Here is a 24,019-nt window from a genome sequence, read left to right as displayed (position 1 = left end):
CCGTCGCCGTGAGGCGGTGAACTGCGTACGTCTATGAAGTGTGCCGCCCGGGGGCCCGGGCGGCACAATCGATCTTCCGGCCGGGGCCGGGCTAGCGCGGGCCGAGGCTCCAGCGCGGGCCCTGCGGTCCGTCCTCGACGACCAGGCCGGACTGGCCCAGCTGGTCGCGGATGGCGTCCGCGGTCGGCCAGTCCTTGCGGGCCCGGGCGGCCTCGCGCTGGTCGAGGACCATGCGCACGAGCGTGTCGACCACGCCGTGCAGGTCGTCGCCGCGGCCGCCCTCCCCGGCCCACTGCGGGTCCAGCGGGTCGAGGCCCAGCACGCCGAGCATCGCGCGGACCTCGGCGAGCCGGGCCACGGCGGCTTCCTTGTCGTCGGCGGCCAGGGCGCTGTTGCCCTGCCGGACCGTGGTGTGCACGACGGCGAGGGCCTGCGGCACGCCCAGGTCGTCGTCCATGGCCTCGGCGAAGGCGAGCGGCACCTCGGCGGCCGGCTCGACGGCACCCGCCTTCTCCACCACGCGCTGCACGAAGCCCTCGATCCGCGCGAACGCCGACTCGGCCTCGCGCAGGGCCTCCTCGCTGTACTCGATCATCGAGCGGTAGTGCGGGGTGCCCAGGTAGTAGCGCAGCACGATGGGGCGCCAGCGCTTGACCATCTCGCCGACCAGGACCGAGTTGCCGAGCGACTTGGACATCTTCTCGCCGCTCATGGTGACCCACGCGTTGTGCACCCAGTACTGGGCGAAGTCGTCGCCGTAGGCCTTGGCCTGCGCGATCTCGTTCTCGTGGTGCGGGAAGACCAGGTCGAGGCCGCCGCCGTGGATGTCGAAGGCGGAGCCCAGGTACTTGTGGGCCATCGCCGAGCACTCCAGGTGCCAGCCGGGCCGGCCGCGGCCCCAGGGCGTCTCCCAGTCCGGTTCACCCGGCTTGGTGGCCTTCCACATGGCGAAGTCGCGCGGGTCGCGCTTGCCCGAGACGCCCTCGTCGGGCTGGCGCAGGTCGTCGATGTCCTGGTTGGACAGCGCCAGGTACCCGGGGAAGGAGCGGACGTCGAAGTAGACGCTGCCGTCGGCGACGTAGGCGTGCCCGCGCTCGATGAGGCCGCGCATCATTTCGACCATCTCGGTGATGTGGCCGGTGGCGCGCGGCTCGTAGGTCGGGGGCAGGCAGCCGAGGGCGCGGTAGCCGTCGTTGAACGCCCGCTCGTTCTCGTAGCCGATGGCCCACCAGGGGCGGTCCTGGTCGGCCGACTTGGCGATGATCTTGTCGTCGATGTCGGTCACGTTCCGCACGAACGTGACGTCGTAGCCGCGGTACTCGAACCAGCGGCGCATGATGTCGAAGTTCAGACCCGAGCGGATGTGCCCGATGTGCGGGGCCGCCTGCACGGTGGCGCCACACAGGTAGATCGAGACACAACCCGGCGTGAGCGGGGTGAAGTCACGGATCTGCCGGGCGCTGGTGTCGTACAGGCGAATAGTCACGCCTCCAGGGTAGTGGGCCGGGCGGTGTGCCTCAGGACCTTCCCCACGGGGCGCGCGTATTCGTGACATGGGCGACGGGCCCGCCCCGGCCCCTCGGGAGCGTCGGCAGGCCCCCCGGGATCGGCCGGCGAGCCCCTGGGCTCGGCCCTCCCGGCCGCTCGGGCTCAGCCGGAGCGCACCACCAGTGCCGTCGCCACCGCCATCAGCCCCTCGTCCCGCCCGGGGAAGCCCAGCCCGTCCGTGGTCGCGCCCGAGACCGAGACCGGTGCCCCGGCCGCCTCGGACAGCAGCTTCTGCGCCTCGTCCCGGCGCTTGCCGATCTTCGGGCGGGGGCCGACCACCTGGACGGCGATGTTGCCGATGCGGAAGCCGGCCTCGCGCACGATGCGGGCGGCCTCCGTCAGGAGCGTGACCCCCGAGGCGCCGGACCACTCGGGGCGGCCGGTGCCGAAGTGCTGCCCCAGGTCACCGAGCCCGGCCGCGGAGAACAGGGCGTTGCAGGCGGCGTGGGCGACGACGTCCGCGTCGGAGTGGCCCGCCAGCCCGGGGCCCTCGCCCTCCCACTTCAGGCCGGCGCACCACAGCTCGCGGCCCTCCTCGAAGGCGTGGATGTCGGTGCCGACACCGACCTGCGGCAGCGGGAAGCCCTCAGAAGCCATCGTTGAGCCTCCTGCGGGCCAGGACCGCCTCGGCGAGGACCAGGTCGAGGGGACGGGTGACCTTGAAGGCCTCCTCGTGCCCGGGGACGGCGACGACGGTGAGGCCGAGCTGCTCCACCATGCCCGCGTCGTCGGTGACCTCCCCGGTCACCGTCTCGTGCGCCCGGAGCAGGGTGTCGCGGTCGAAGCCCTGCGGGGTCTGCACCGCCCGCAGCCGTGCCCGCTCCGGCGTGGCGACGACCGGCTCCGGTTCGCCGGGCACGGCGGCGGGCTCGACCTGCTTGACGGTGTCGGCCAGGGGCAGCGCCGGGACCACGGCCGGGGCGCCGTCGCGTACGGCCTCGATCACGGCGTCGACGGTGTCGACCGGCACCAGGGGCCGGGCCGCGTCGTGCACCAGGACGATGTCGAGGCCGGGGGGAAGGGCGTCCAGGCCGAGCCTGACCGACTCCTGGCGGGTCGCGCCGCCGGGCACGACGAGGAAGTCCGTCCGCTCGGGCAGCGCGTGCGCGTCCAGCAGCGACTTGACCTCGGCGGCGCCGTCGGGCGGGGCCACGACGACGACCAGGGAGACGGCGCGGGAGGCCGCCATCGCCCGGACGGCGTGGATGAGCATGGGTGTTCCGCCCAGCGCGCGCAGCGCCTTGGGGGCGCCCGGGCCGAGCCGTACACCGCGGCCGGCGGCCGGGATCACGGCCGCCGTACGGCCCGTGGCGGGGACGGCGGGCGGTGTGGGACGCGAATCGTCAGACATCGGTTCCTGTCAGGTTTGTGTGCCGGCCCGGCGTGGGTATGGCCTGGAACAGTGCCGGGCGCGACGCGCTCGACCGGACCCTTCCGTGACGCTGGTCGAGCCGGCTGCCCGGGCCCGGCACACCGCATGCCGGATCGTGAGTGATAACACATCCCGGGGTCACGGCGCATCGCCGTCGCCGGGGTACGAACATGCCGCAGCGCCCGGCGACAGGGAATCCGTCATCGGGCACCGCGGCATTTCGATGTGCAGCCTCGCTCAGCTCAGCGCTGAGGGACGGCTTCGCCTCAGGAGGCGAGCACCTCGTCGAGCAGGGCCTCGGCCTTGTCCTCGTTGGTGTTCTCCGCGAGAGCGAGTTCGCTCACCAGGATCTGGCGGGCCTTGGCGAGCATGCGCTTCTCACCGGCGGACAGTCCACGCTCGCGCTCACGACGCCACAGGTCACGCACGACTTCCGCGACCTTGATGACATCGCCCGAGGCGAGCTTCTCCAGGTTTGCCTTGTAGCGACGGGACCAGTTCGTGGGCTCCTCGGCGTACGGCGCGCGCAGCACCTCGAAGACCCGGTCCAGCCCGTCCTGACCGACCACATCACGCACGCCGACGAACTCCGCATTGTCCGCTGGCACACGTACCGTCAGGTCACCCTGGGCGACCTTCAGCACCAAGTAGGTCTTGTCCACGCCTTTGATCTGGCGAGTTTCGATGGCCTCGATCAGCGCGGCCCCGTGATGGGGATAGACCACGGTGTCGCCAACCTTGAACGTCATGTGACAGGTACCCCTTCCGTGGCTATCCAGGGTAACACGGATACGGCGTCTACTGAATGGCGTTTTCGCAGGTCAGGGCATATCTCGGGGCTTGACAAGTCCGACTGGAACGTGCTTCGGACAGGGAGTGGAAGAAGGTATTCGCAGGTGGGAGCGGCTGTCCGGGGTGGGCGAAACGCGTACGCTACACGCATCCGGAGCGCCCACCAGACGGCCGAACATCCCGATATGTCCGGTTCCGTATGATCGACTTCCGCTACTCCGTTCGGCGGCCCGCGCGGGGTTCCGGCCGATTCCCCAATTGATCACCGGGTCACCCGGCCGGCCTCCGGTGATCAATTTCCGGGCGGTTGCGCATTCCTCCACGAAAAATCCGCAGTGCCGCCGGGGGCCTCTTATGTGAATGCCGGACGAGCACCCGGCAATGTGACCCCTGAGTCACTTGTGACACAGGAGACAGACGCGTGTGACTCAGGAGACTGATGTGACAACCGGGTGGGATCACAGGCGCCGGGGGGTCGGGTGCGGCCGGAGGGGAACGGCTCGGTAACCTAAGGCGCGCTGACAGACACTTAGGGCGGCTTCCCCGGCCGCTCCGCTCGAGATCAAGGAGTTGCCGCCGCCGTGAGCAGCAGCCTTCGACGCGGCGCCCTCGCCGCTGCCGCCATCGCGTTCTCGATCGCCTCGCTCGCCGCGTGCGGAGCCGGCAACAACGCCCAGACCCTGGAGATCCAGCCGGACAACGCGGCTACGAGCGTGGGTGACATCAGGATCCAGAACGCGGTCGTGATCACGCAGCCCGACCTCGAGTCGACCGGGCCCGCCGCGATCGCCGCGACCTTCTTCAACGAGGGCAGCACCACCCAGACGCTGGAGTCCATCACCCTTCCCGGCACCGGCAAGTCCGCCGAGCTCAAGCCGGCCAAGGGCGGCAGCCTCAGCATCCCGCCCGGCGGCTCGCTGATCGTCGGCGGCAAGGACAACGCCACGGCGATCCTCCCGAGCAGCCGCGAGGCCGTGCAGGACGGCAACGCCCAGAAGATCACCTTCACCTTCAGCAAGACGGGCGAGGTCAGCCTGAGCGCCTTCGTCGTCCCCGCCGAGCACCACTTCAAGGAGTGGGGTCCGTCCGAGGTCCCGGCCGGTCCGGCCGGTTCGGCCGCCCCGTCGGGCTCGCCGTCCGCGAGCGCCTCGGGCTCCCCGGCCGGCACCGAGAGCCCGGCCGCCGGTGAGACGCCGGGCGGCGAGGCCCCCTCCGGCACGCCGTCCGACGCGGCCTCCGCGAGCGCGAGCGGCGCCGGGCACTGAGCCGGGCGGCACAGCCGTAGCACGCGAAGGGCGGGGCCTCTCCGGGAGAGGTCCCGCCCTTCGCGTCGGTGCCGGGGGCCGGTCTACGGCTCGAACTTGTAGCCCAGGCCGCGCACCGTCACCAGGTAGCGCGGGGCACCCGGGTCCGGTTCGATCTTCGCGCGCAGCCGCTTGACGTGGACGTCCAGCGTCTTGGTGTCACCGACGTAGTCGGCGCCCCAGACCCGGTCGATGAGCTGCATGCGGGTCAGCACCCGGCCCGCGTTGCGCAGCAGCATCTCCAGCAGGTCGAACTCCTTCAGCGGCAGGTCGATCTTGGTGCCGCCGACGGTGACCACGTGCCGGTCCACGTCCATGCGGACCGGGCCCGCCTCCAGGGCGGCCGGGGTCACCTCCTCCGGCTCGCCGCGGCGGCGCAGGACGGCCCGGATACGGGCGACCAGCTCGCGCGAGGAGAACGGCTTGGTGACGTAGTCGTCGGCTCCTATCTCCAGGCCGACCACCTTGTCGATCTCGCTGTCCTTGGCGGTCACCATGATGACGGGGACGTTGGAGCGGCCGCGCAGCTGGCGGCAGACCTCGGTGCCCGGCAGGCCGGGCAGCATCAGGTCGAGGAGGACGAGGTCGGCGCCGTTGCGCTCGAACTCGTCGAGTCCGTCGGGCCCGGTGGTCGCCACGGCGACCTCGAAGCCCTCCTTGCGGAGCATGTACGACAGGGCGTCGGAGAAGGACTCCTCGTCCTCGACGACGAGCACACGGGTCACGGAAGGACCTCCGGGGCGGGAAGCGTTTCGTACGCGGTTGATTCGGGGGATGTGGGGGTGGACCGCCCGGCCTCCTCGTCGAGGCCCGCGCTTCCTGCGCGTTCGTCCCGGGCGGGCTGCTGATGTGCGCGGTCGCGGGCCGCACCGGCCTCCGGCAGCCGCAGTGTGAACGTGGAGCCCTGGCCTTCGGCGCTCCACACCGTGACCTCCCCGCCGTGCGAGGCGGCCACGTGTTTCACGATGGCCAGCCCGAGCCCGGTGCCGCCGGTGGCACGGGAGCGGGCCGGGTCGACGCGGTAGAAGCGTTCGAAGATGCGCTCCTTGTCCTTGTCGGAGATGCCGATGCCCTGGTCGGTGACGGCGATCTCGATCTGCTCCCCGCCGGGCGCGTGCACCCTGCGGGCCGCTATGCCGACGCGGGTGCGGGCGGGCGAGTAGTTGACCGCGTTCTCGACGAGGTTGCCGAGGGCGGCGGCGAGCTGGCCGCGGTTGCCCCAGACGCGCAGGTCGGGGCCGTCGGCCACGGGCCCGTCGGGCGCCCAGACGTTCGAGGCCATGGTGATCTGCTTGGTGCCGGCCTGGTGCCGGCAGCGGTCGACGGCCTCGGCGACCAGTTCCTCGACCCTGACCGGCTCGGCGTCCTCCAGGGGGTCGTCGTTCTGCACGCGCGACAGGTCGATGAGCTCCTGCACCAGGTTGGTGAGCCGGGTGGCCTCGATCTGCATGCGCCCGGCGAACCGCTGGACGGCCTCGGGATCGTCGGAGGCGTCCATGACGGCCTCGGACAGCAGGGAGAGGGCGCCCACCGGGGTCTTCAGCTCGTGACTGACGTTGGCGACGAAGTCGCGCCGGACCGCCTCGATGCGGCGGGCCTCGGTCAGGTCCTCCACGAGCAGCAGCACCAGCCGGGAGCCGAGCGGCGCGACCCGCGCGGAGACGGCCAGGGCCTCCCCGCGGCCGGTGCCCCGCCGTGGCAGATCCAGCTCCACCTGGCGTATCTCTCCGTCCCGCCGGGTGTCCCGCGCCATCTGCAGCATCGGCTCCACGGCGAGCCTGCCGCCGCGGACCAGCCCGAGGGCGTACGCCGCCGAGCTGGCCTTGACGACGGCGTCGACCTCGTCGAGCACCACGGCGGAGGACCTGAGGACCGACAGGACCGTGTCCACGCCGGGCGGGAGCACCGCGTCCGTGTGCAGGGAGCTACGGGTGGGGCGCTTCTGCTCGCGCTCACTCCAGCGGAACGCCAGCATGGCGATGACGCCGGTGAGCACCCCGGCGATCGCTGCCGCTGCGGCGACCGCCGCGTTCACGTCCATGCACCCAGGTTAGGCATGGGTCGGGCGCCCTCCACAGCCGTCGGGCTGCGAGCTCGAACACTCGTCGCCCAGAGTTCACCTTGGAGCCAGTACCGGTTCATTTGGGATGACGGAAACGGACGCGTACGAGACGGAACGTGGGAGCGTGGGGTTCGGATCGTCGGTCGTACGACGGTCGTACCGCCGGCCGTCCGGTGGGGCCCCGGCCCTTGGACCCCCGACACAGACGCACGAGAGGGAACCTGATGCGGGACGCGTACCACGAGGAACTGGACTCGATAAGCGACAGTCTGGTGGAGATGGCCCGGCTGGTCGGGTCGGCGATCGGGCGCGCCACGACCGCCATGCTCGACGGCGACCTGAAGCTCGCCGAGGCCGTCATCGAGGCGGACCAGCGGGTCGACGAGCTCCAGCACGACCTGGAGGCCCGGGCCATCGCCCTGCTGGCCCGGCAGCAGCCGGTGGCGACGGACCTGCGCATCGTCGTCACGTCGCTGCGCATGTCGGCCGACCTGGAGCGCTCGGGCGACCTCGCCCAGCACGTGGCGAAGCTCGCGCGCCTGCGCTACCCGGAGCGCGCGGTCCCGAGCGACCTGCACGCCACCATCCTGGAGATGGGCCAGCTCGCCCAGCGCCTGATGGCGAAGGCCGCCGAGGTCATCATCACCAAGGACGTCGACCTGGCGCTGCAGCTGGAGCAGGACGACGACGCGATGGACCTGCTGCACCGCACCCTCTTCCAGCACCTGATGGACGACCGCTGGAAGCACGGCATCGAGACGGCCGTGGACGTGACGCTGCTCGGCCGGTACTACGAGCGGTTCGCCGACCACGCGGTGTCGGTGGCGAAGCGGGTGGTGTACCTGGTGACGGGTGAGCACGCGGACGAGATCCAGACCGACGTGCAGCCGGAGATCCAGGCGGTGCCGCCGGCGGAGAGCGCCTGAGGGAGCCGCCGTACCGTTCCGCCGACCGCTCGGGCGGGGGCGTGAACGGGACGGAAGGGGATCGGCCGGGCGGCGCGGGCGCCTCCGTGCGCCGTTGATGCGCCCAGGCGAACGGGCGTCCAATGGGCACAGGCACCAGCCTCGAGGAGGGACCCATGGCCGAAACCCCCGGCACCACGCCCGACCCCACGCAGCAGCGCGAGACCGAGCAGCCCGCCGAGTTGAGGAAGCTGCCTCTGATCGCCGCGTGCGGCTGCGGCTCGGGCTGCGGATGCGGGTGCCAGTCGGGCAGCCCCTGCCAGTGCGGCTGACGCCGGCGGCCGGTGAGCCGTGACCCGGGACTGCCCACTCCCGGCCTCCGGCTCCCACGACGCATCGGCCGAAGGGCCCCGGACACACGCCGGGGCCCTTCGGCTGTGCGGTCGCCGCCGGGCGCGGACGGGCGCAGCATGGAGGGGGACACGGTGCGCGGGGGGACGCGGTGCGCGGAGGGACGCGGTGCGCGGAGGGGACGCGGACGCCCCCGGGGGTCACGGGAAGGAGGCCGGGGCCATGGCCAAGTTCATGGACGTCCACCACAGCATGAAGGGCATCACCGCGGACCAGCTCCGCGCGGCCCACGACGCGGACCTCGCCATCGAGGGCGAGGAACACGTCCACTTCGAGGCGGCCTGGGCGGACCCGGAGTCGGGGCTCGTCTACTGCCTCTCGGAGGCCCCCTCGGCGGAGGCGGTCCAGCGCATCCACGAACGGGCCGGACACAAGGCGGACGAGATCCACCCCGTGCCGTTGACGGTGCGGTGAGGCCGGCATCGCCGGCGCCCTCGCCGTGACGGACGGTGCTCGCCCGTCACGCGAGGCCGCGGGACGCCCGGCTCACCCGGTGCCGACCTCCGGCTGGGGGCGCAGCCCGGGTGCGGGCTCGACGACCGTCGTCGTCTTCTCCTCCGGCAGGCGTCGCATCAGCACGCCGTACCCCACCCCGGCCGCCGTGCCGACCAGGGCGCACAGCGCCCACAGCCACTCCGGCCCGAAGCGGTCGATGACGTAACCCGCCATCAGCGGGGCGACGAGTGCCGCGACGGACCAGGACATGGTGTACATGCCCTGGTAGCGCCCGCGGCCGTGCGCCGGGGAGAGCCGTACCACGAGGCCGGTCTGGGTCGGCGCGTTGATGATCTCGGCGAGCGTCCACACGCACACCGTCAGCGCGATGACGCCGACCGACCCCGCGAAGGCCGTGAGCCCGAAGCCGTACCCGGCCAGGACCGACGAGACCACGAGCAGCCGGCGCGGGTCCCGGTGCTCGATGAGCCGCGTGACCGGAATCTGCAGCACGACGATCAGCAGGCCGTTGACCGCGATGGCCGTGCCGTACTCGGCCGGGGTGAAGCCCGCCTCGCCCATCGCCACCGGCAGCCCCACCGCCCCCTGCTGGAAGACCAGCGCGACCAGGAACGACAGTCCGACGACGCTCATGAAGCGCCCGTCGCGCAGCACCGTCCCCAGGCTGACGGAGGAGTCGGGGCCGGCCGAGGCCGTCTGCACCGTCTCCGCCGGCCGGGACTCGGGCAGCCGGAGGAAGACCAGGATCGCGCAGGCCATCGTCATCGCGGCCTCGATCAGGAACCCGGCCAGGTAGCTGACCTCCGCGACGAACCCGGCGGCCATCGAGGAGACCGCGAAACCGAGGTTGACGGCCCAGTAGTTGAGGGAGAAGGCACGGATGCGGTCCTCGGGCCGGACGATGTCGGCCATCATCGCCTGCACGGCCGGGCGGGACGCGTTGCTCGCCATGCCGACCAGGAACGCCACGCCCGCGATCGACACCGGGTCGCGCACGAACCCGAGCAGGGCGACCGACAGGGCGGTCGACGCCTGGGCGATGAGCAGCGTGGGCCGCCGGCCCAGCCGGTCGGTCATCACGCCGGCGCCCAGCGAGGAGACGACCCCGCCGAGCCCGTGCAGGGCGACGACCAGACCGGCGTACGTCGCCGAGTAACCGCGGTCGAGGGTCAGGTACAGCGCCATGAAGGTGGCGACGAACGCGCCGAGCCGGTTGACCAGCGTGGCCGTCCACAGCCACCAGAACGCCCGGGGCAGTCCCGAGACCGTCTCCCGTACGGCACGTCGGACACGCATGGCGTACGGCATGGTCTCCCCCGTTGTCAGTGGCGTTGCAAGTTGGGCGTTGTAAGTGGCGCTCGTGGCGTCAGCACGTTACAAGCGGCCGATCTCCGGCAGCCACCGAATTAACAGATCCCGTCAAGCGTCCGCCTGCCGGGCAGCCGGGCGGGCGGGAGAAACCGTGGATTACGCTCTGAGGCATGGCCGACGCACCGTACAAGCTGATCCTCCTCCGCCACGGCGAGAGCGAGTGGAACGCGAAGAACCTGTTCACCGGCTGGGTGGACGTCAACCTCACCGCGAAGGGCGAGAAGGAGGCGACCCGCGGCGGCGAGCTGCTCAAGGACGCCGGCCTGCTGCCCGACGTGGTCCACACGTCCCTCCAGAAGCGCGCCATCCGCACCGCGCAGCTCGCCCTGGAGTCCGCCGACCGCCTCTGGATCCCGGTCCGCCGCTCGTGGCGCCTGAACGAGCGCCACTACGGCGCCCTGCAGGGCAAGGACAAGGCGCAGACCCTCGCCGAGTTCGGCGAGGAGCAGTTCATGCTGTGGCGCCGCTCGTACGACACCCCGCCGCCGCCGCTGGACGTCGACGCCGAGTACTCCCAGTTCGCCGACCCGCGCTACGCGACGCTGCCGCCGGAGCTGCGCCCGCGCACGGAGTGCCTGAAGGACGTCGTCGTCCGGATGCTGCCGTACTGGTTCGACGCGATCGTGCCCGACCTGCTGACCGGCCGCACGGTCCTGGTCGCCGCCCACGGCAACTCGCTGCGGGCCCTGGTCAAGCACCTGGACGGCATCTCCGACGCGGACATCGCGGGCCTGAACATCCCGACGGGCATCCCGCTGTCCTACGAACTCGACGCGGAGTTCAAGCCGCTCAACCCGGGCGGCACGTACCTGGACCCGGAGGCGGCCGCGGCGGCCATCGAGGCGGTCAAGAACCAGGGCAAGAAGAAGTAACAGCCCCGGCCGAGGCCCCTGCCCGCGGTATCTCCGCCGGTGGGGGCCTTGTCGCTGCCCGGGGGGCCGCCTGCGGCTCTCGTCGCCGGGGCCGGGCCCGTGAGCGACGACGCCAGTCGGCATTCGGTACGGGGTCGTCGCGCCCCGATATTCGGTGGCAGGGGTGTCGGTGGGCCGTTCACCATGCCGGGATGGAGATGGGTGAGAGGGATCAGGGCGGGGCGGCGGGGCGGTGGACTCGGGCGACCGTGTACCCCGACATGTGGGTCGATCCGGACGACGATCCCCGGGAGAGCGGTGAGGAGCCGGTCGACGAGCGGGGGATTCTGCTCGACTATCTGCGGGGCTACCGCCTGACCCTGGAGATGAAGTGCGCGGGGCTCGACGCCGAGCAGATGGCTCTGCGTTCCGCGCCGCCGTCCACCATGTCCCTGCTCGGGCTGGTGCGGCACCTCACCGAAGGCGAACGGCACTTCCGGCGGGTCATGGCCGGTGAGGACGCGCCCCGGCTGTACCGCACCGACCAGGACCGCGACGGCGACTTCAACGGGGCGACGCCCGACCAGGAGACCGTCGACGCCGCCTGGGAGCAGTGGCGTACGGAGGTGGCGCTCACCGACCGTTATCTCGCCGGTGCCACCGACCTCTCCGCCTGCAACGCCGGCCACTCCGACCTCGGCCCCGAGCCCGGGGGGCGGCACCAGCTGCGTGATCTCCTGGTGGCCCAGATCGCCGAGTACGCCCGCCACTGCGGCCACGCCGACCTCCTCCGCGAGCGCATCGACGGCCGTGTCGGGCAGTAGAAGCGGCCTCACCCGCGGCGCAGAAGCGGCATGACCTCCGGCGTAATCGACCCCTCGTCCCCGCCCGTTGCACGCTGTTCCCATGACGACGAACACCGGCACCACCTCGACCGAAGAAGCCACCCGTGCCGTCGTGCAGCGGTTCCTCACGCTGCGGCTCGCCGGGGACACCGCGGGGCTGACCGCCCTGTTCGCCGAGGAGGTGGACTGGCTGCTCGCCGAGAACCCCGTGGTGCCCTGGATCCGGCCCCGGTCGACCGCCGCCGAATGCGCCGCCCAGGGCGAGGAACTGGCCCGGTACACCGTGCCCGAGGACGCCCGCGCGTCCGTCGACACCATCCTCGTGGACGGGACCGACGCCGTGCTGACGGGGCATGTGTCGGGGACCGTGCGGGCGACGGGGAAGTCGTTCTCGGGGCCGTTCGCCCTGCGACTGACCGTGGAGGACGGGCGGATCACCCGGCATCACCTGTACGAGAACAGCCTCTCGATCGCAGCGGCCTGCACGCCGTAGGTTCCGGGCCCTCCGGCGGCTCACGGATGCATCCGCGCTCCCTTCAGCACCTTGTCGACCGCGTTCTTCGGGCCGTGGACCGCCAGGCCGACCAGATCGAGTTCCGCCGTGGGGACCGCCCGGACGGCCGCGCGGTTGTCCCGGTCGTTGCCCGTGGCGAAGAGGTCGGAGGTGAAGACCGCGCGGGGCAGGGCGCGGGTCAGGGCCCGGGCGTGGGCGGCGGTCAGGGTCTCCTTGGCGGCCTCGAAGACCAGGACGGGCTGACGGAACATGGGCAGGTAGGGCACGCCGTCCGCGTCCTCGTACGGTTCGCCGATCACCTCGGGCAGGTGCGTCCCCAACCCGCTGACCAGGAAGGACGTGACGTTCAGACGCTGCCAGGGCTCCAGGTCGTCGCGCAGCAGCACGGCGATCTTCGTGTCGAAGCGGATCGGCTCGGGGGCGGGCGCGGTGGGCGCCGTGATCGGTGCGGTGTCCATGGTCCGAGCGTGCCCGGCGGGCCCGGCCGGGGTCTTGTACGTTCTTTGCATGGCCTCCGAGTCCTCCAGGATCGTCTCCGCCTGGCGGCCCCACGTCACCGGTGTCGTCGAGGTCTTCCACGCCCGCTTCACCGAGTACGCGTATCCGATGCACGTCCATGACGCGTGGACGCTGCTGATCGTCGACACCGGTGCGGTGCGCTACGACCTCGACCGGCACGAGCACGGCACCCCGCACGACACGGTGTCGCTGCTGCCGCCGCACGTGCCGCACAACGGCTCCCCCGTCACCCCGGAGGGCTTCCGCAAGCGGGTGCTGTACCTGGACGGGACGTACCTGGGCGACGAGTTGATCGGCGCCGCCGTCGACCGGCCCGATCTGCGCGATCCGCTGCTGCGGCGGCGCGTGGGGCAGGTGCACGGCGCGCTGCTGCGGCCCGGTGAGGAACTGGAGGCCGAGAGCAGGCTGCTGTTGGTCGGAGAGCGGCTGCGGGAGCATCTGCGGGGGCATCCGCGCGGCGAGGCCGGAAGGCCCCGCGCGGCCGGCCCCGCCGTCGCCCGCCGGCTGCGCGAGCTGCTGGACGAGCGGGTCGTCGAGGGCATCGGCCTGCGGGAGGCTGCCGGGCTCGTCGGCGCCCATCCGGCCCACCTCGTACGGGCGTTCAGCGCCGCGTACGGCATCGCACCGCACCAGTACCTGACGTCGCTGCGGGTGGGACGCGCACGGCGGCTGCTGCTGGAGGGGCGTTCACCGGGTGAGGTGGCGGTGGCGGCCGGGTTCTACGACCAGTCGCACCTCACCCGGCACTTCCGCAGGCTGGTGGGCGTACCGCCCGGGCGTTACCGCCGGAGTCCCTAGCGCTGCGGGCGCTGGGTCAGGTGCGCGAAGGCGTCCAGGTTGCGCGTGGACTCGCCCCGGGACACCCGCCAGTCGTACTCCTTGCGGATGGCCGAGGCGAAGCCCAGCTCCAGCAGGGTGTTGAAGCTGCCGTCGGCGGCTTCCAGTACCTGGCCGAGCAGACGGTCGATCTCGTCGGGGGTGACGGCGGCCAGGGGGAGACGGCCGGTGACGTAGACGTCGCCGTGCTGGTCGACGGCGTAACTCACGCCGTACAGCTTGAGGTTGCGTTCCAGGAGCCAGCGGTGGACGCCCTGCTCGTTCTCGTCGGGGTGGCGGATGACGAAGGCGTTCAGCGACAGGGAGTGGCGGCCGACGATCAGGGAGACCGTCGTCTTGAGTTTCCGGCTGCCGGGCAACTGGGCGACGTACGTCCCGGGCTCGGGGCTCTCCCACTCCAGCTCGGCGTCCTTGAGCACTGCCTCGATGACCTGTGCCGCACGCTGTTCCCGATCGGTTTCACCCATGCAGCGAGCGTACGCGACGGCGGTGGGACTGCATCGCGGCCGTGTAGACGTCGGCCGTGGCGGCGGCCGCGGTGTCCCAGCCGAAGGACTGGGCGTGCCGGGCCGCCCGGTCGCCGAGCCGGGCCGCCAGGTGCGGGTCGTCGGCGAAGGCGCGCAGCACGCGCGCGTAGTCGGCCGGGTTGTGGCCCTGCACCAGGAAGCCGGTGTGGCCGTCGCGCACGGCGACCGGCAGCCCTCCGACCGCGGCCGCGAGCACGGGGGTGCCCGCCGCTTGGGCCTCTATGGCGACCAGGCCGAACGACTCGCTGTAGGAGGGCATGACCAGCACGGACGCGGCCCGGAACCAGTCCGCCAGCTGCTCCTGGCCGACCGGCGGCCGGAACCGGACCACGTCGGCGACACCGAGGCGGGCGGCCAGCTTCTGCAGGCCCTCGGGCTTGGCGAGGCCGCTGCCGCTGGGGCCGCCGACGATCGGCACGACGATGCGCGAGCGCAGCTCGGGACGCTCGTCGAGCAGGACGGCCACGGCGCGCAGCAGCACGTCGGGGGCCTTGAGGGGCTGGATGCGGCCCGCGAAGAGCGGGATCAGCGCGTCCTGGGGCAGGCCCAGCCGGGCCCGGGCGGCGGCGCGGCCGTCGGCGGGTGCGAAACGGCGGAGGTTCACGCCGGGGTGGACGACGGCGACCTTGGCGGTGTCGGCGTCGTAGTGCCGGACGAGTTCGCCGGCCTCTTCCTCGGTGTTGGCGATGAGGCGGTCGGCGGCCGCGACGATCTGGGTCTCGCCGATGACGCGGGCGGCGGGCTCGGGGCTGTCGCCGTCGGCCAGGTTGGCGTTCTTGACCTTGGCCATGGTGTGCATGGCGTGCACGAGCGGGACGCCCCAGCGCTGGGCGGCGAGCCAGCCGACGTGCCCGGAGAGCCAGTAGTGGGAGTGGACCAGGTCGTAGTAACCCGGCCGGTGACCGGCCCAGGCCTGCATCACGCCGTGCGTGAAGGCGCACAGCTGGGCGGGCAGGTCCTCCTTGTTGAGGCCCTCGTAGGGGCCCGCGTCGATGTGCCGGACCAGGACCCCGGGGGCCAGGTCGACGGTGGGCGGGAGGGCGGCGGCGGTGGCGCGCGTGAAGATCTCGACGTCGATGCCCAGGGCGGCCAGGCGCTGGGCGAGCTCGACGATGTAGACGTTCATGCCCCCGGCGTCGCCGGTGCCGGGCTGGTGGAGCGGGGAGGTGTGCACGGAGAGCATGGCGATCCGGCGGGGCCTGCGGTGCAGCCGCAGACGCACGGGCGCGGACGCGGAGCGCCGCCCGAGCCTGCCGATGTACTGGCTCACGTGGCGATCCTCCTTGGCTGCGGGCGTACCGGCCGGAGGGTGCGCTCAGCCCTCCAAGCGGGTGCAACACCGGAGCGAGCGATTCCCATTCCTGCGGCGCCGTTCTTTGCCGATCCATTACCGAGATCGCTCAACCGTTCGACAGACTGTTGCGTCACCGACCACGGGGCCCACCGCCCCTCCCCCTCCCCGCGGTGCCCGCCGGGCCGCTTCGCGCGCATACCCTCGTAGCCATGACTGCCCGTACGGGCGCCCGCCCCGTGGGAACGGTGACGCGCGGGACGACCAACCCCAACCGGCTGCGCCGCATGGACCGCTGGATCGCGGCCGTGCACGGCGCGGAACTGCGGCGTGCCGCCGACCCCGTGGCCGTCGACCTCGGGTACGGGGCCGCGCCCTGGACGGCCGTCGAGCTGCTGCAGCGGCTGCGCACGACCGCGCCGCGCACCCGGGTCGTGGGCGTCGAGATCGAGCCGGCCCGGGTCGCCGCGGCCCTGCCATACGAGCGGCCGGGTCTGGTCTTCCGGCACGGCGGGTTCGAGATCCCCCTGTCCCGGCGGCCCCTGCTCATCCGCGCGGCGAACGTGCTGCGCCAGTACGAGGAGGCCGAGGTCGCGGGCGTGTGGGAGCGGCTGTGCGGGCGGCTCGCCCCGGCCGACCCGGCCACCGGTTCGCGCGGCGGGCTGCTGGTGGAGGGGACCTGCGACGAGATCGGGCGTCGGCACGCATGGGTCGCCCTCGGCCCCGAGGGGCCCCGCACGGTCACCTTCGCCACCCGGCTGGGCTCACTGGAACGCCCCTCCGACCTGGCGGAACGGCTGCCCAAGGCGCTCATCCACCGCAACGTCCCGGGCGAGCCGGTGCACGCCTTCCTGCGCGACTTCGACCGCGCCTGGGCCGCCGCCGCGCCCTACGCCTCCTACGGGGCCCGCCAGCGCTGGATCCGCACGGTCCGGGACCTCGCGGCCGACTGGCCGGTGACGGACGGTCCGGCACGCTGGCGCCAGGGCGAAGTGACCCTGAGCTGGCAGGCGTTGGCCCCGCGCACCTGATCCGGCCACGCGGAGCACGGCGGAACGGGCGTCACCGGGGCGGAATCGGGCCGTACGGCACCGGGACGGCGGTGGAACGCTCCCGGTGATTCGTTCGTCACACAGGCGGGGGATCGTCACGCCGGGGCATACCGGCGTATGGATGACGGGAAGTACTGCCTCTGTCGTTTCGCGCCAGGACGTGGCAGCATCCCCAGGCGGACCCGTTGTTACTGACGGTTAATCAGTTTGGGGGCAGGAGTATGGGTACGGGCAAGCGTGGCCTGATCGCGACGGCCGTGGCCGTGGTCTGCGCTGTCACCGTGCTGGCGGCACCGGGCACGGCGTTCGCCGCACCCGCGCCCCCCGCACCCACCACGAGCGCGGCCCCCGCCCCCTCGCCCGGCAAGGACCTCGAAGCCGTGCGCCAGAAGCTCGACCGGCTCTACCGCGCCGCCGCGCGCGCCACCGACGAGTACAACGCCGCCGAGGAGAAGGCCGACCAGCAGTCCGAAGAGGTCGTCGAGCTGGCCGGGAAGATCGTCGAGGGCAAGGAGAAGCTCCGGCAGCTCAAGGCCCGTGCCGGAGCGGCGGCCGCCGCCCAGTACCGCGGCGGCGGGCTGCCGCCCGAGGCGCACCTCGTGCTGAGCGACGACCCGCAGGACTTCCTCGACGGCGCGGGCCGGGTCCGTCAGGGCCACCACGCGACCAAGGGACTGCTCGGCGAAGTCGCGCGCACTCAGCAGGACTTGGAGCAGTACGCGAAGGACGCCTCCGCCCAGTGGAAGAAGCTGGAGGCGGGCCGCAAGGCGAAGGCCGCCGCGCAGAAGAGGATCGAGAAGCAGATCGCGCAGGCGGAGAAGCTCGAGTCCGAGCTGCGCAAGGAGGAACAGCAGCGCCTCGCGGAGCTGGAGAAGGAGGCCGCGAAGAAGGCGCAGACCGCCTGGCTGGACTCCGGTGTCCTGTCCGAGATCGGCGCCGAGGCCTCCGCCCAGGGCAAGAAGGCCGTCGCCTACGCCACGGCCCAGATCGGCAAGCCGTACCGGTGGGGCGCCGAGGGCCCGAAGAGCTACGACTGCTCGGGGCTGACGTCACAGGCCTGGATCTCCGCGGGCCGCGGCATCCCGCGCACCTCGCAGGAGCAGTGGAAGCGGCTGCGGCACGTCGACGTCGAGGACATGCGCCCCGGCGACCTCGTCATCTACTTCGATGACGCGAGCCACGTCGGGATGTACATCGGCGACGGGGCCATCGTGCACGCCCCGCGGCCCGGCCGGGACATCACCGTCGCGGGGGCCGGGACCATGCCGATCCTCGGGGTGGTCCGCCCGGACGCGGGCTGACACCGCCCGGGCACGGCCGCACCGAACCGGCACCGCACGGGCACGGGCCGGGGCACGGGCACGGGCCGGAGCGCACGCGAGCCGACACCGTCCGCACGCGGTGGGACCGTCCGCCGCGCACCGGACAGCGGACACCGGTGCACCAGCCGTGACCTGGACCACGTGACCCACCGCACCCCGAACACCCCGCCCCGCCAAGCGCGGACGTGACGTTCGTCATTGCCGCAGCATCCCGGGGCTGTCCAACTGCGGTACATATCGCGGCATATGACACTGGCCGATCACCCGGCGGCGCGGCCCGCACCATTCCTATGCGGCGCCGACACCCGCTATGGTCCCCGTCGGTGGGTCGAGGTCCCTCGCCCCACCATGCCCTCGGGGGGAGGGAAGGAACCCAAGACGATGCCCGTACCCATACCGCGGCAGAGAGCGATCCCGGCCGCGGAGAGTGGTCAGGCGCAGGCCGCGTCCCCGTGCGGCGGATCCGCCGAGGAGTCCGTCACGGACACCCCGGGCGCGGCCCGCACGCCGGACACCGCCGGGAACTCCACGAACAGGGTGGAGCACACCGCCCACACCAACCTGACGCTGCTGCTGATCGAGGACGATCCGGCCGGTTCGCCGATCGTGCCCGACATGCTCGACGAGGCAGGCAAGCCGATCCGCGTCCGCACGGCCCGCAACCTCACCGAGGCCGCGCGGCTGCTGACCGACGACGTCCACTGCATCCTGCTGGACCTCGCGCTGCCCGCGCCCGGCCGCAGCGACTCCGACGACGAGCTCGCCGTGCTCAGGCACGTGCTGGAGCTCGCGCCCCGGCACGCCGTGCTGGCGCTGACCGCCTCGGGCGACGCCGAGCGCGGCGCGGAGGCGGTACGCGTGGGGGCGCAGGACTACCTCTTCCGTGACGAACTGGACAGCAGGCTGCTCAACCGGGCGATCCGCTACGCCGTGGAGCGCAAGCGTTCCGAGTCGGCGGAGCGCCGGCTCGCCGAGGGCCGGCTGCGGGCCCAGGAGAACCGCCGTCTGGAGCGCGGCCTGCTGCCGACGCCCCTGCTGGAGGGCTCCTCGCTGCGGTTCGCCGCCCGGTACCGCCCGGGCCGCTCGCGCGCCCTGCTCGGCGGCGACTTCTACGACGTCGTCCGAACCCCCGACGGCACTGTGCACGCCATGATCGGCGACGTCTGCGGCCACGGCCCGGACGAGGCCGCGCTCGGGGTGGAGCTGCGGATCGCCTGGCGCGCGCTGACGCTGGCGGGCCTGTGCGGCGACCAGCTGCTGGGCACGCTGCAGCAGGTGCTGGAGCACGAGCGGGCCGACGACGAGATCTTCGCGACCCTGTGCACGGTGGACATCGCCCCCGACGGCCGCCGCGCGGGCCTGTGCCTGGCGGGCCACCCCTCCCCGCTGCTCGCCGGCCCGGGCCGGCCCGCCCGGCTGCTGCCGTACGACAACAACGGCCCGGCCCTCGGGCTGCTGCCCAGGGCCCGCTGGCCGCGGACGCAGGTGGAGCTGGGGGCCGAGTGGAGCCTGATGCTCTACACCGACGGCCTGATCGAGGGCCGCGTCGGCGAGGGCCGTGAGCGGCTCGGCCAGGAGGGCATGACGGAGATGGTCCGCCGCCAGTTCGCCGAGGGACTGCGCGGTGAGCAGCTGCTGCAGGCTGCGGTGAACGAGGTCCGCGACCTCAACGGCGGCGAACTGACGGACGACGTGGCGGTGCTCCTGCTGGACCGGGTGCCGTAGGGGCATACGGCCGTACAGGCCGTACGAGCCGTACGGGTCTACCGGCCGCCGTTGTACGGGCCGTACGGGCCGTCGCTGCTGGAACCCCGGTGGCTGCGGCCGCCGCCGGGGAGCGCGCGGATCGCCGGTCGGACGTCGACCATGTACACGATCGTCGCGATGAGGCCGATGATCGGCAGGAACGACAGGATCGGGAACAGCAGGTTCACCACGAGGGCGAGCCCGAGGATGATCAGCCAGAACGGTTTGGTCTTCTTGTCGGCCGCGCGGTAGGCGTCCTCCCGGCGCACCGCCGCGTCGATCAGCGCGAAGGCGCTGAACACGATCAGGGCCATGCTCAGAAGCCACATCAACCCTGCGAAGCCTTGCATCAGCACAACGTCCACCACCCGGCTCGGCTCGTCCCTACGCGGTCACCGTACCCGCACAACGGGCCGGACACCCCCGGGGTGCCCGGCCCGCGTCGGCGGCTGCCGCTCACTTCGCCGGCGGCGTCGTCCTCTTCGCGGTGGCGGGCTTGCGCACCGGGGCCTTCCTGGCGGCGGGCGCCTTCTTCGCGGCGGCGGCCTTGGCCTCGGAGGCGATGACCTGGGCGGGCTTGGCCGGCTCCTCCTTGACCTCGACCGGCTCGCGCTTCGGCTCGACCGCGATCGCCAGCTCCTCGACGCCCTCGGCGACGTCCTCGATGCTGTCGGCGGCCTCGCCGCGCCAGGTGCGCACGGCCTGCTCGCCGTGCTCGGCGACCTTCTCGTAGGTCTCGCGCGCCTTGACGGCGTACTCGGCGGCCACGCCGACGCTGCGCAGCGCGATGTCCTGGGCGGTCTCGCCGAGCTTCTTCAGGTCGGCGTCGAGGTTGCTGCCGAGCTTCTTGATGTCGACGGAGCCGATGAAGCCCGTGACCTTGCTCTGCAGGCTCTCCTGCGTCTCCTTGACGCGGGCGGAGGCCTCCCGGGCCCGGGCGGAGGCCTTCTCCTGGACGGCCCTGGTGTCGGTGTTGCGTACGGCGTCGAACCGCGCGGGGGCCTCGGAGCGCAGCTGCTCCACCAGGGCCGGCACCTTCTTGGCCTGCTGGAAGGCGAGGTCGGCGGTGCCTGCGGCGAAGTAGAGCGGGGTCGGGTCGCTGAGGGTCTTGCGCAGGTCGTCGGTGATGGCCATGGTGATGGTCCTCCCGGATTGTCGTGTCGCTCGAGGGTTCGGCTGAGGGTTGTGTGTGATCCGCAGGGGGCGGCCGGTGCCCTGGTCCGGCTCAGCCGGCCGTCTGCTGCGGGTCGGTGTCACTGCCGGCGGTCGTACCGCCGTCGGTCCTGCGGGGGCGGCGGGCGCGTGCGCCGCCGGTCGTACGGGCGGTGGCACCGCCGTCGTCGTCGCGTCTGCGCCGCCCGGTCGAACGGGGGCGATCGGCCACCGGTATGCCGCCGTCGCCGTCGCCCGGGGACGGGTCCGTCTCCGTCGCCGCCTCCGCCGGGCCGTCGCGGTCCACGACGCCGAGCACCGCGGAGCCGTCGGGCACGGTCACGCCGGCGGCACCGTCGGCACCTTCGCCGCCCGTGAACCCGTTCTCCTTGCGGAACGACTCGTAGATCTGCAGCAGCACCTGCTTCTGCCGCTCGTTCAGCGTCGGGTCGGCGAGGATGACGGCACGCGTCTCCGCCTCGTCCCGGTCGCGGTCGGCGTCGAGGATGCCGGCCCGGACGTACAGCGTCTCGGCGGAGATCCGCAGGGCCTTGGCGACCTGCTGCAGCACCTCCGCGCTCGGCTTGCGCAGCCCGCGCTCGATCTGGCTCAGGTACGGATTGGACACCCCGGCGGCATCGGCGAGCTGCCGCAGCGACAGCTGCGCGTTGCGCCGCTGCTCACGCAGGTAGTCACCGAGGTTGCCGACGTTGAGCGAGGCCATGCCCCCACACTGCAACACCTCGCTAACTATTGCAAGCACCTGCTTGCAAAAGTGCGCCACACCACGCGAAGGACCCTGGACCGGCTCCGCGCCTGTCGTGACCTGTCTCTGCGAAGTTGAGGCAGTCCCGGTCATCGTGAGGCATCCGACCGCACGTCTCGCTCAATCTCGGGCATCTGGTGTGACGTCTCGATCAATCTGAGGTGCTGACTTCTTCCGCCTCCTACGGTCGTTCCACCTGGTCAGCGCCGAGTGGGGGTGGCTGGTGGAGGCGGAGGACTTCTGGCTGGAGTACGCCGACGCCCGAGGTGAGCTGCATGGCGGGCCGCTTGAGGTGATGTGGCCGACCCGGTTCGAGGCGGCCGGGCAGGTGCGCGCCTTCCCGTCGTACCGCGGGCAGCGGAACTTCCCCGGCTGGTACTGGGCTGCGACCTGCTCCGAGCTGGTGGGTTACGAGTCCTGGGTGGAACTCGGGCACCTGATGCGGCTGGATGCCGAGCCGAACGTGGTGGCGGTGGCGTCGCAACCGTTCCGCCGTCACACCGACTCTGCACGACATCCTGATCACTGGGGCTACTGTGTCGAGGCATGAAGACGGACCAGTGGTTAGCAGACACCCGCACGTCCTACGACACGGTCGCGGTCAGCTATGCCGACCAGCTGCGCGAGGCCCTGGCGGGGGAACCCTACCTTCGAGCAGCTCTGGCGTTGTTCGCCGAGTTGGTGCACTCCACTGGCGGCGGGCCGGTGGCGGACGTGGGCTGCGGACCTGGACACGTCACCGCTCACCTGCACGAGCTGGGCGTGGACGCGTTCGGCATCGATCTTTCACCCGCGATGATCGACCTCGCTCGGCGCGACCACCCCAACCTGCGGTTCGAAGTCGGCTCGATGACGGATCTCCACCTCGCCGACGCTTCGCTCGCCGGCCTGCTCGCCTTCTGGTCGTTGATACACGTCCCCGACGATGCCGTCCCCACGGTCTTCAGCCACTTCCACCGGGTGCTACGCCCTGGCGGACCACTGCTGCTCGGCTTTCACGTCGGCGACGAGTCGAGGCTGAAGACACAGGGCTACGGCGGTCACCCGATGAACGTTTACGTCCACCGCCGCCAGCCTGACCAAGTGACAACCTGGCTTGGCGATGCTGGCTTCACGGTCGAGGCCCACATGCTCCTCGACCTCGACGAGAGCGTTCCAGGGGCGGTCCTCTTCGCACACCGTCAGCCCTAGCTCAGCCAGCAGTCCATGTCCCCTGAACACGTCAACACCTGATGAGCAAGCCAGCGTCTTGGGCTCAGATGGTCCACACATCCGACGAGAGCGAGGAACCTTGGCAGGGCCAGCAAGGTTTCTTCCTGGCCTACAAGCCCAGGGGATCGTGACGGAATGCCTCAGGTTGAGCGAGACCGACGAACATCGAACGTCTCGCTCTGCCTGAAGCACCCCAGGTCAGAGCGCTGCCCTGCCTCACCTTCAGCGAGACGGGACATGTCGGTTCCCAGTGCTTGTGAGGGTTCCCGCTGGATCTGCTCGGCGAAGTGATCGAGTCCCGATCGATCAGCGCGGCAAGGTCCCTCGTGGGCCGAGCTACGGACGTCGCGCGACGAAGACGAACTCCTTGCCCGGCCTGTCGGGCGCGTCGCGTACGTCCTCCACCACGTACCCCTGCGCGATCAGCTCCGTCTCGACCTCCTGCCGCCCGCGGAAGCGCAGGGTGGAGTCCGACGTCATTACCTCCCCGTCGGCAGCGAACACGTAGGTCCAGCGGAACGTCACCAGCGGCTCGCTCGCCTCGATCACTCGGACCCAGCTTTCGACTGGGCCGACATCCGGAATCTCCGTCACGATATGAGGCCTCGCGGTTCCACTCCTCCCAAGCGCGTCTGGCTGGATCCCTGGTCTCGAACACCAGACGGCCACCGGGCCGTAGTGCTTCGTACGCGCCACGCAGGGTCCCGCGCCATGCCTGCGGATCGAGGACCTGCTGGGCGGCGTTCCCGGTCATGGTTGCCAGGTCGACCCGCATCGGCGGAAGTGTCGTGGCATCGCCACAGATCCAGCGCACTCGCTCGCCGCCCGGCTTGGCTCGGGCCACGTCGATGGACGCTTGAGCGGGATCGACACCCACGGCTTCGATCCCGCGTTCAGCCAGTAGAAGCGCGAACACGCCTGTTCCACAGCCGATGTCCAGCACTTGACGTGCCCCAAACTCTTCCGTCATCTGGACGTACGCGTCGAGATTGCTGCGATCGGGGTCTAGTGGGTCGTAGATCGCGGCGAGCCGTGGATGTCCGAAGCACTCGTCAGCCATGTTGCCGAAGGTAAGGGGAGGCCGAGCTGCCTCGCTCAAAGTACATTGATGAACCATCGCACCGTCTCCACACAACCCCCACCGAACACGGCACCGCACGGCAG

At 71.7% G+C, this 24,019-nt stretch carries 26 protein-coding genes and 1 pseudogene; 13 read left to right on the top strand and 14 right to left on the bottom strand.

Going from position 1 to position 24,019, the window contains the following annotated elements; all coding sequences use genetic code 11:
- Nucleotides 1-91: 91 nt before the first annotated feature.
- The 4 genes from cysS to Q5694_RS23645 all read right to left on the bottom strand — a co-directional run bounded on the left by cysS (nucleotide 92) and on the right by Q5694_RS23645 (nucleotide 3,669).
- The gene (gene cysS, locus Q5694_RS23660; RefSeq protein WP_333935282.1) at nucleotides 92-1,486 is read right to left on the bottom strand and encodes a cysteine--tRNA ligase; all 1,395 of its coding nucleotides are present in this window, start codon (nucleotides 1,484-1,486) and stop codon (nucleotides 92-94) included.
- A gap of 164 nt (nucleotides 1,487-1,650) precedes the next feature.
- Entirely contained in the window at nucleotides 1,651-2,145 is a 495-nt protein-coding gene (gene ispF, locus Q5694_RS23655; protein ID WP_333935281.1) for a 2-C-methyl-D-erythritol 2,4-cyclodiphosphate synthase, read from the bottom strand.
- A complete protein-coding gene (ispD, locus tag Q5694_RS23650; protein ID WP_333935280.1) occupies nucleotides 2,135-2,899 on the bottom strand; it encodes a 2-C-methyl-D-erythritol 4-phosphate cytidylyltransferase in 765 nt (254 codons plus the stop codon). The genes ispF and ispD overlap by 11 nt, the downstream gene beginning before the upstream one ends.
- A 287-nt stretch (nucleotides 2,900-3,186) precedes the next feature.
- On the bottom strand, nucleotides 3,187-3,669 hold the full coding sequence (locus tag Q5694_RS23645; RefSeq protein ID WP_003953493.1) for a CarD family transcriptional regulator: 483 nt from the start codon (nucleotides 3,667-3,669) through the stop codon (nucleotides 3,187-3,189).
- Nucleotides 3,670-4,293: 624 nt separating this feature from the next.
- Here Q5694_RS23645 and Q5694_RS23640 point away from each other — a divergent pair.
- Entirely contained in the window at nucleotides 4,294-4,977 is a 684-nt protein-coding gene (locus tag Q5694_RS23640; protein WP_333935249.1) for a DUF461 domain-containing protein, read from the top strand.
- A gap of 83 nt (nucleotides 4,978-5,060) precedes the next feature.
- On the opposite strand, the gene Q5694_RS23635 is transcribed toward Q5694_RS23640, so the two are convergent.
- Both Q5694_RS23635 and Q5694_RS23630 read right to left on the bottom strand, forming a co-directional pair.
- The gene (locus Q5694_RS23635; protein WP_030243122.1) at nucleotides 5,061-5,741 is read right to left on the bottom strand and encodes a response regulator transcription factor; all 681 of its coding nucleotides are present in this window, start codon (nucleotides 5,739-5,741) and stop codon (nucleotides 5,061-5,063) included.
- Nucleotides 5,738-7,057 carry a sensor histidine kinase gene (locus Q5694_RS23630; protein ID WP_333935248.1) on the bottom strand — a complete coding sequence of 440 codons (1,320 nt, stop codon included), beginning with the start codon at nucleotides 7,055-7,057 and terminating at the stop codon, nucleotides 5,738-5,740. Before Q5694_RS23630 ends, Q5694_RS23635 begins: the two co-directional genes overlap by 4 nt.
- A 245-nt stretch (nucleotides 7,058-7,302) precedes the next feature.
- On the opposite strand from Q5694_RS23630, the gene phoU reads away from it, so the two are divergent.
- The 3 genes from phoU (at nucleotide 7,303) to Q5694_RS23615 (ending at nucleotide 8,808) form a co-directional block, all read left to right on the top strand.
- The gene (gene phoU / locus Q5694_RS23625) at nucleotides 7,303-8,004 is read left to right on the top strand and encodes a phosphate signaling complex protein PhoU (RefSeq protein ID WP_333935247.1); all 702 of its coding nucleotides are present in this window, start codon (nucleotides 7,303-7,305) and stop codon (nucleotides 8,002-8,004) included.
- Between the two features lie 155 nt (nucleotides 8,005-8,159).
- Nucleotides 8,160-8,315, top strand: coding sequence for a hypothetical protein (locus Q5694_RS23620; protein WP_333935246.1), 156 nt, complete (start codon nucleotides 8,160-8,162; stop codon nucleotides 8,313-8,315).
- Between the two features lie 241 nt (nucleotides 8,316-8,556).
- Complete coding sequence (locus tag Q5694_RS23615; RefSeq protein ID WP_333935245.1) at nucleotides 8,557-8,808, top strand: SCO4226 family nickel-binding protein; 252 nt, start codon at nucleotides 8,557-8,559, stop codon at nucleotides 8,806-8,808.
- 72 nt (nucleotides 8,809-8,880) lie between these two features.
- Here the strand turns inward: Q5694_RS23615 and Q5694_RS23610 are convergent, their stop codons facing one another.
- The gene (locus tag Q5694_RS23610; protein ID WP_443040926.1) at nucleotides 8,881-10,146 is read right to left on the bottom strand and encodes an MDR family MFS transporter; all 1,266 of its coding nucleotides are present in this window, start codon (nucleotides 10,144-10,146) and stop codon (nucleotides 8,881-8,883) included.
- A gap of 185 nt (nucleotides 10,147-10,331) precedes the next feature.
- On the opposite strand from Q5694_RS23610, the gene Q5694_RS23605 reads away from it, so the two are divergent.
- The 3 genes from Q5694_RS23605 (at nucleotide 10,332) to Q5694_RS23595 (ending at nucleotide 12,410) form a co-directional block, all read left to right on the top strand.
- On the top strand, nucleotides 10,332-11,093 hold the full coding sequence (locus Q5694_RS23605) for a phosphoglyceromutase (protein ID WP_333935243.1): 762 nt from the start codon (nucleotides 10,332-10,334) through the stop codon (nucleotides 11,091-11,093).
- Nucleotides 11,094-11,284: 191 nt separating this feature from the next.
- Nucleotides 11,285-11,896: a DinB family protein gene (locus Q5694_RS23600; protein WP_333935242.1), complete on the top strand. Its 612-nt coding sequence runs from the start codon at nucleotides 11,285-11,287 to the stop codon at nucleotides 11,894-11,896.
- Between the two features lie 82 nt (nucleotides 11,897-11,978).
- Complete coding sequence (locus tag Q5694_RS23595) at nucleotides 11,979-12,410, top strand: nuclear transport factor 2 family protein (protein ID WP_333935241.1); 432 nt, start codon at nucleotides 11,979-11,981, stop codon at nucleotides 12,408-12,410.
- 20 nt (nucleotides 12,411-12,430) lie between these two features.
- Here the strand turns inward: Q5694_RS23595 and Q5694_RS23590 are convergent, their stop codons facing one another.
- Nucleotides 12,431-12,889, bottom strand: a complete 459-nt coding sequence (locus Q5694_RS23590) for a DUF2000 domain-containing protein (RefSeq protein ID WP_333935240.1) — start codon at nucleotides 12,887-12,889, stop codon at nucleotides 12,431-12,433.
- A 49-nt stretch (nucleotides 12,890-12,938) separates the two neighbouring features.
- Between Q5694_RS23590 and Q5694_RS23585 the strand changes: the two genes are divergently transcribed.
- Entirely contained in the window at nucleotides 12,939-13,748 is an 810-nt protein-coding gene (locus Q5694_RS23585; RefSeq protein WP_333935239.1) for a helix-turn-helix domain-containing protein, read from the top strand.
- Here the strand turns inward: Q5694_RS23585 and Q5694_RS23580 are convergent.
- Nucleotides 13,745-14,254, bottom strand: coding sequence for a YbjN domain-containing protein (locus tag Q5694_RS23580; protein WP_333935238.1), 510 nt, complete (start codon nucleotides 14,252-14,254; stop codon nucleotides 13,745-13,747). The genes Q5694_RS23585 and Q5694_RS23580 overlap by 4 nt on opposite strands.
- Nucleotides 14,247-15,584, bottom strand: coding sequence for a D-inositol-3-phosphate glycosyltransferase (mshA, locus tag Q5694_RS23575; protein ID WP_333935237.1), 1,338 nt, complete (start codon nucleotides 15,582-15,584; stop codon nucleotides 14,247-14,249). The genes Q5694_RS23580 and mshA overlap by 8 nt, the downstream gene beginning before the upstream one ends.
- Nucleotides 15,585-15,817: 233 nt before the next feature.
- Between mshA and Q5694_RS23570 the strand changes: the two genes are divergently transcribed.
- The 3 genes from Q5694_RS23570 to Q5694_RS23560 all read left to right on the top strand — a co-directional run bounded on the left by Q5694_RS23570 (nucleotide 15,818) and on the right by Q5694_RS23560 (nucleotide 19,704).
- Nucleotides 15,818-16,636: a class I SAM-dependent methyltransferase gene (locus tag Q5694_RS23570; RefSeq protein WP_333935236.1), complete on the top strand. Its 819-nt coding sequence runs from the start codon at nucleotides 15,818-15,820 to the stop codon at nucleotides 16,634-16,636.
- Between the two features lie 242 nt (nucleotides 16,637-16,878).
- Nucleotides 16,879-17,958, top strand: a complete 1,080-nt coding sequence (locus tag Q5694_RS23565) for a C40 family peptidase (protein WP_333935235.1) — start codon at nucleotides 16,879-16,881, stop codon at nucleotides 17,956-17,958.
- A 402-nt stretch (nucleotides 17,959-18,360) separates the two neighbouring features.
- The gene (locus tag Q5694_RS23560; protein ID WP_333935234.1) at nucleotides 18,361-19,704 is read left to right on the top strand and encodes a PP2C family protein-serine/threonine phosphatase; all 1,344 of its coding nucleotides are present in this window, start codon (nucleotides 18,361-18,363) and stop codon (nucleotides 19,702-19,704) included.
- Between the two features lie 38 nt (nucleotides 19,705-19,742).
- Here the strand turns inward: Q5694_RS23560 and Q5694_RS23555 are convergent, their stop codons facing one another.
- The 3 genes from Q5694_RS23555 to Q5694_RS23545 all read right to left on the bottom strand — a co-directional run bounded on the left by Q5694_RS23555 (nucleotide 19,743) and on the right by Q5694_RS23545 (nucleotide 21,601).
- The gene (locus tag Q5694_RS23555) at nucleotides 19,743-20,075 is read right to left on the bottom strand and encodes a DUF2516 family protein (RefSeq protein WP_333935233.1); all 333 of its coding nucleotides are present in this window, start codon (nucleotides 20,073-20,075) and stop codon (nucleotides 19,743-19,745) included.
- A gap of 106 nt (nucleotides 20,076-20,181) precedes the next feature.
- The gene (locus tag Q5694_RS23550; protein WP_333935232.1) at nucleotides 20,182-20,859 is read right to left on the bottom strand and encodes a hypothetical protein; all 678 of its coding nucleotides are present in this window, start codon (nucleotides 20,857-20,859) and stop codon (nucleotides 20,182-20,184) included.
- Nucleotides 20,860-20,950: 91 nt separating this feature from the next.
- Nucleotides 20,951-21,601 carry a helix-turn-helix domain-containing protein gene (locus tag Q5694_RS23545; protein ID WP_333935231.1) on the bottom strand — a complete coding sequence of 217 codons (651 nt, stop codon included), beginning with the start codon at nucleotides 21,599-21,601 and terminating at the stop codon, nucleotides 20,951-20,953.
- Between the two features lie 265 nt (nucleotides 21,602-21,866).
- On the opposite strand from Q5694_RS23545, the gene Q5694_RS23540 reads away from it, so the two are divergent.
- Nucleotides 21,867-22,193 (top strand): hypothetical protein, encoded by a 327-nt coding sequence (locus tag Q5694_RS23540; protein ID WP_333935230.1) that lies wholly within the window; start codon nucleotides 21,867-21,869, stop codon nucleotides 22,191-22,193.
- Nucleotides 22,190-22,834, top strand: coding sequence for a class I SAM-dependent methyltransferase (locus tag Q5694_RS23535; RefSeq protein WP_333935228.1), 645 nt, complete (start codon nucleotides 22,190-22,192; stop codon nucleotides 22,832-22,834). The genes Q5694_RS23540 and Q5694_RS23535 overlap by 4 nt, the downstream gene beginning before the upstream one ends.
- 357 nt (nucleotides 22,835-23,191) lie before the next feature.
- On the opposite strand, the pseudogene Q5694_RS23530 reads toward Q5694_RS23535, so the two are convergent.
- Nucleotides 23,192-23,915, bottom strand: a pseudogene (locus Q5694_RS23530) (class I SAM-dependent methyltransferase).
- Between the last annotated feature and the right edge of the window lie 104 nt (nucleotides 23,916-24,019).

This window comes from Streptomyces sp. AHA2, from assembly GCF_036857595.1.
Lineage (GTDB): Bacteria > Actinomycetota > Actinomycetes > Streptomycetales > Streptomycetaceae > Streptomyces.
This window is presented reverse-complemented; position numbering and strand designations above follow the sequence as displayed.

Bases quoted from the DNA above. Each gene is read 5' to 3' on its own strand.
- ispF (WP_333935281.1), bottom strand. From the start codon at position 2,145: ATGGCTTCTGAGGGCTTCCCGCTGCCGCAGGTCGGTGTCGGCACCGAC.
- ispD (WP_333935280.1), bottom strand. From the start codon at position 2,899: ATGTCTGACGATTCGCGTCCCACACCGCCCGCCGTCCCCGCCACGGGC.
- Q5694_RS23645 (WP_003953493.1), bottom strand. From the start codon at position 3,669: ATGACGTTCAAGGTTGGCGACACCGTGGTCTATCCCCATCACGGGGCC.
- Q5694_RS23630 (WP_333935248.1), bottom strand. From the start codon at position 7,057: ATGGACGTGAACGCGGCGGTCGCCGCAGCGGCAGCGATCGCCGGGGTG.
- phoU (WP_333935247.1), top strand. From the start codon at position 7,303: ATGCGGGACGCGTACCACGAGGAACTGGACTCGATAAGCGACAGTCTG.
- Q5694_RS23620 (WP_333935246.1), top strand. From the start codon at position 8,160: ATGGCCGAAACCCCCGGCACCACGCCCGACCCCACGCAGCAGCGCGAG.
- Q5694_RS23615 (WP_333935245.1), top strand. From the start codon at position 8,557: ATGGCCAAGTTCATGGACGTCCACCACAGCATGAAGGGCATCACCGCG.
- Q5694_RS23610 (WP_443040926.1), bottom strand. From the start codon at position 10,146: ATGCGTGTCCGACGTGCCGTACGGGAGACGGTCTCGGGACTGCCCCGG.
- Q5694_RS23605 (WP_333935243.1), top strand. From the start codon at position 10,332: ATGGCCGACGCACCGTACAAGCTGATCCTCCTCCGCCACGGCGAGAGC.
- Q5694_RS23600 (WP_333935242.1), top strand. From the start codon at position 11,285: ATGGAGATGGGTGAGAGGGATCAGGGCGGGGCGGCGGGGCGGTGGACT.
- Q5694_RS23595 (WP_333935241.1), top strand. From the start codon at position 11,979: ATGACGACGAACACCGGCACCACCTCGACCGAAGAAGCCACCCGTGCC.
- Q5694_RS23590 (WP_333935240.1), bottom strand. From the start codon at position 12,889: ATGGACACCGCACCGATCACGGCGCCCACCGCGCCCGCCCCCGAGCCG.
- Q5694_RS23585 (WP_333935239.1), top strand. From the start codon at position 12,939: ATGGCCTCCGAGTCCTCCAGGATCGTCTCCGCCTGGCGGCCCCACGTC.
- Q5694_RS23580 (WP_333935238.1), bottom strand. From the start codon at position 14,254: ATGGGTGAAACCGATCGGGAACAGCGTGCGGCACAGGTCATCGAGGCA.
- Q5694_RS23570 (WP_333935236.1), top strand. From the start codon at position 15,818: ATGACTGCCCGTACGGGCGCCCGCCCCGTGGGAACGGTGACGCGCGGG.
- Q5694_RS23565 (WP_333935235.1), top strand. From the start codon at position 16,879: ATGGGTACGGGCAAGCGTGGCCTGATCGCGACGGCCGTGGCCGTGGTC.
- Q5694_RS23560 (WP_333935234.1), top strand. From the start codon at position 18,361: ATGCCCGTACCCATACCGCGGCAGAGAGCGATCCCGGCCGCGGAGAGT.
- Q5694_RS23555 (WP_333935233.1), bottom strand. From the start codon at position 20,075: ATGCAAGGCTTCGCAGGGTTGATGTGGCTTCTGAGCATGGCCCTGATC.
- Q5694_RS23550 (WP_333935232.1), bottom strand. From the start codon at position 20,859: ATGGCCATCACCGACGACCTGCGCAAGACCCTCAGCGACCCGACCCCG.
- Q5694_RS23545 (WP_333935231.1), bottom strand. From the start codon at position 21,601: ATGGCCTCGCTCAACGTCGGCAACCTCGGTGACTACCTGCGTGAGCAG.
- Q5694_RS23535 (WP_333935228.1), top strand. From the start codon at position 22,190: ATGAAGACGGACCAGTGGTTAGCAGACACCCGCACGTCCTACGACACG.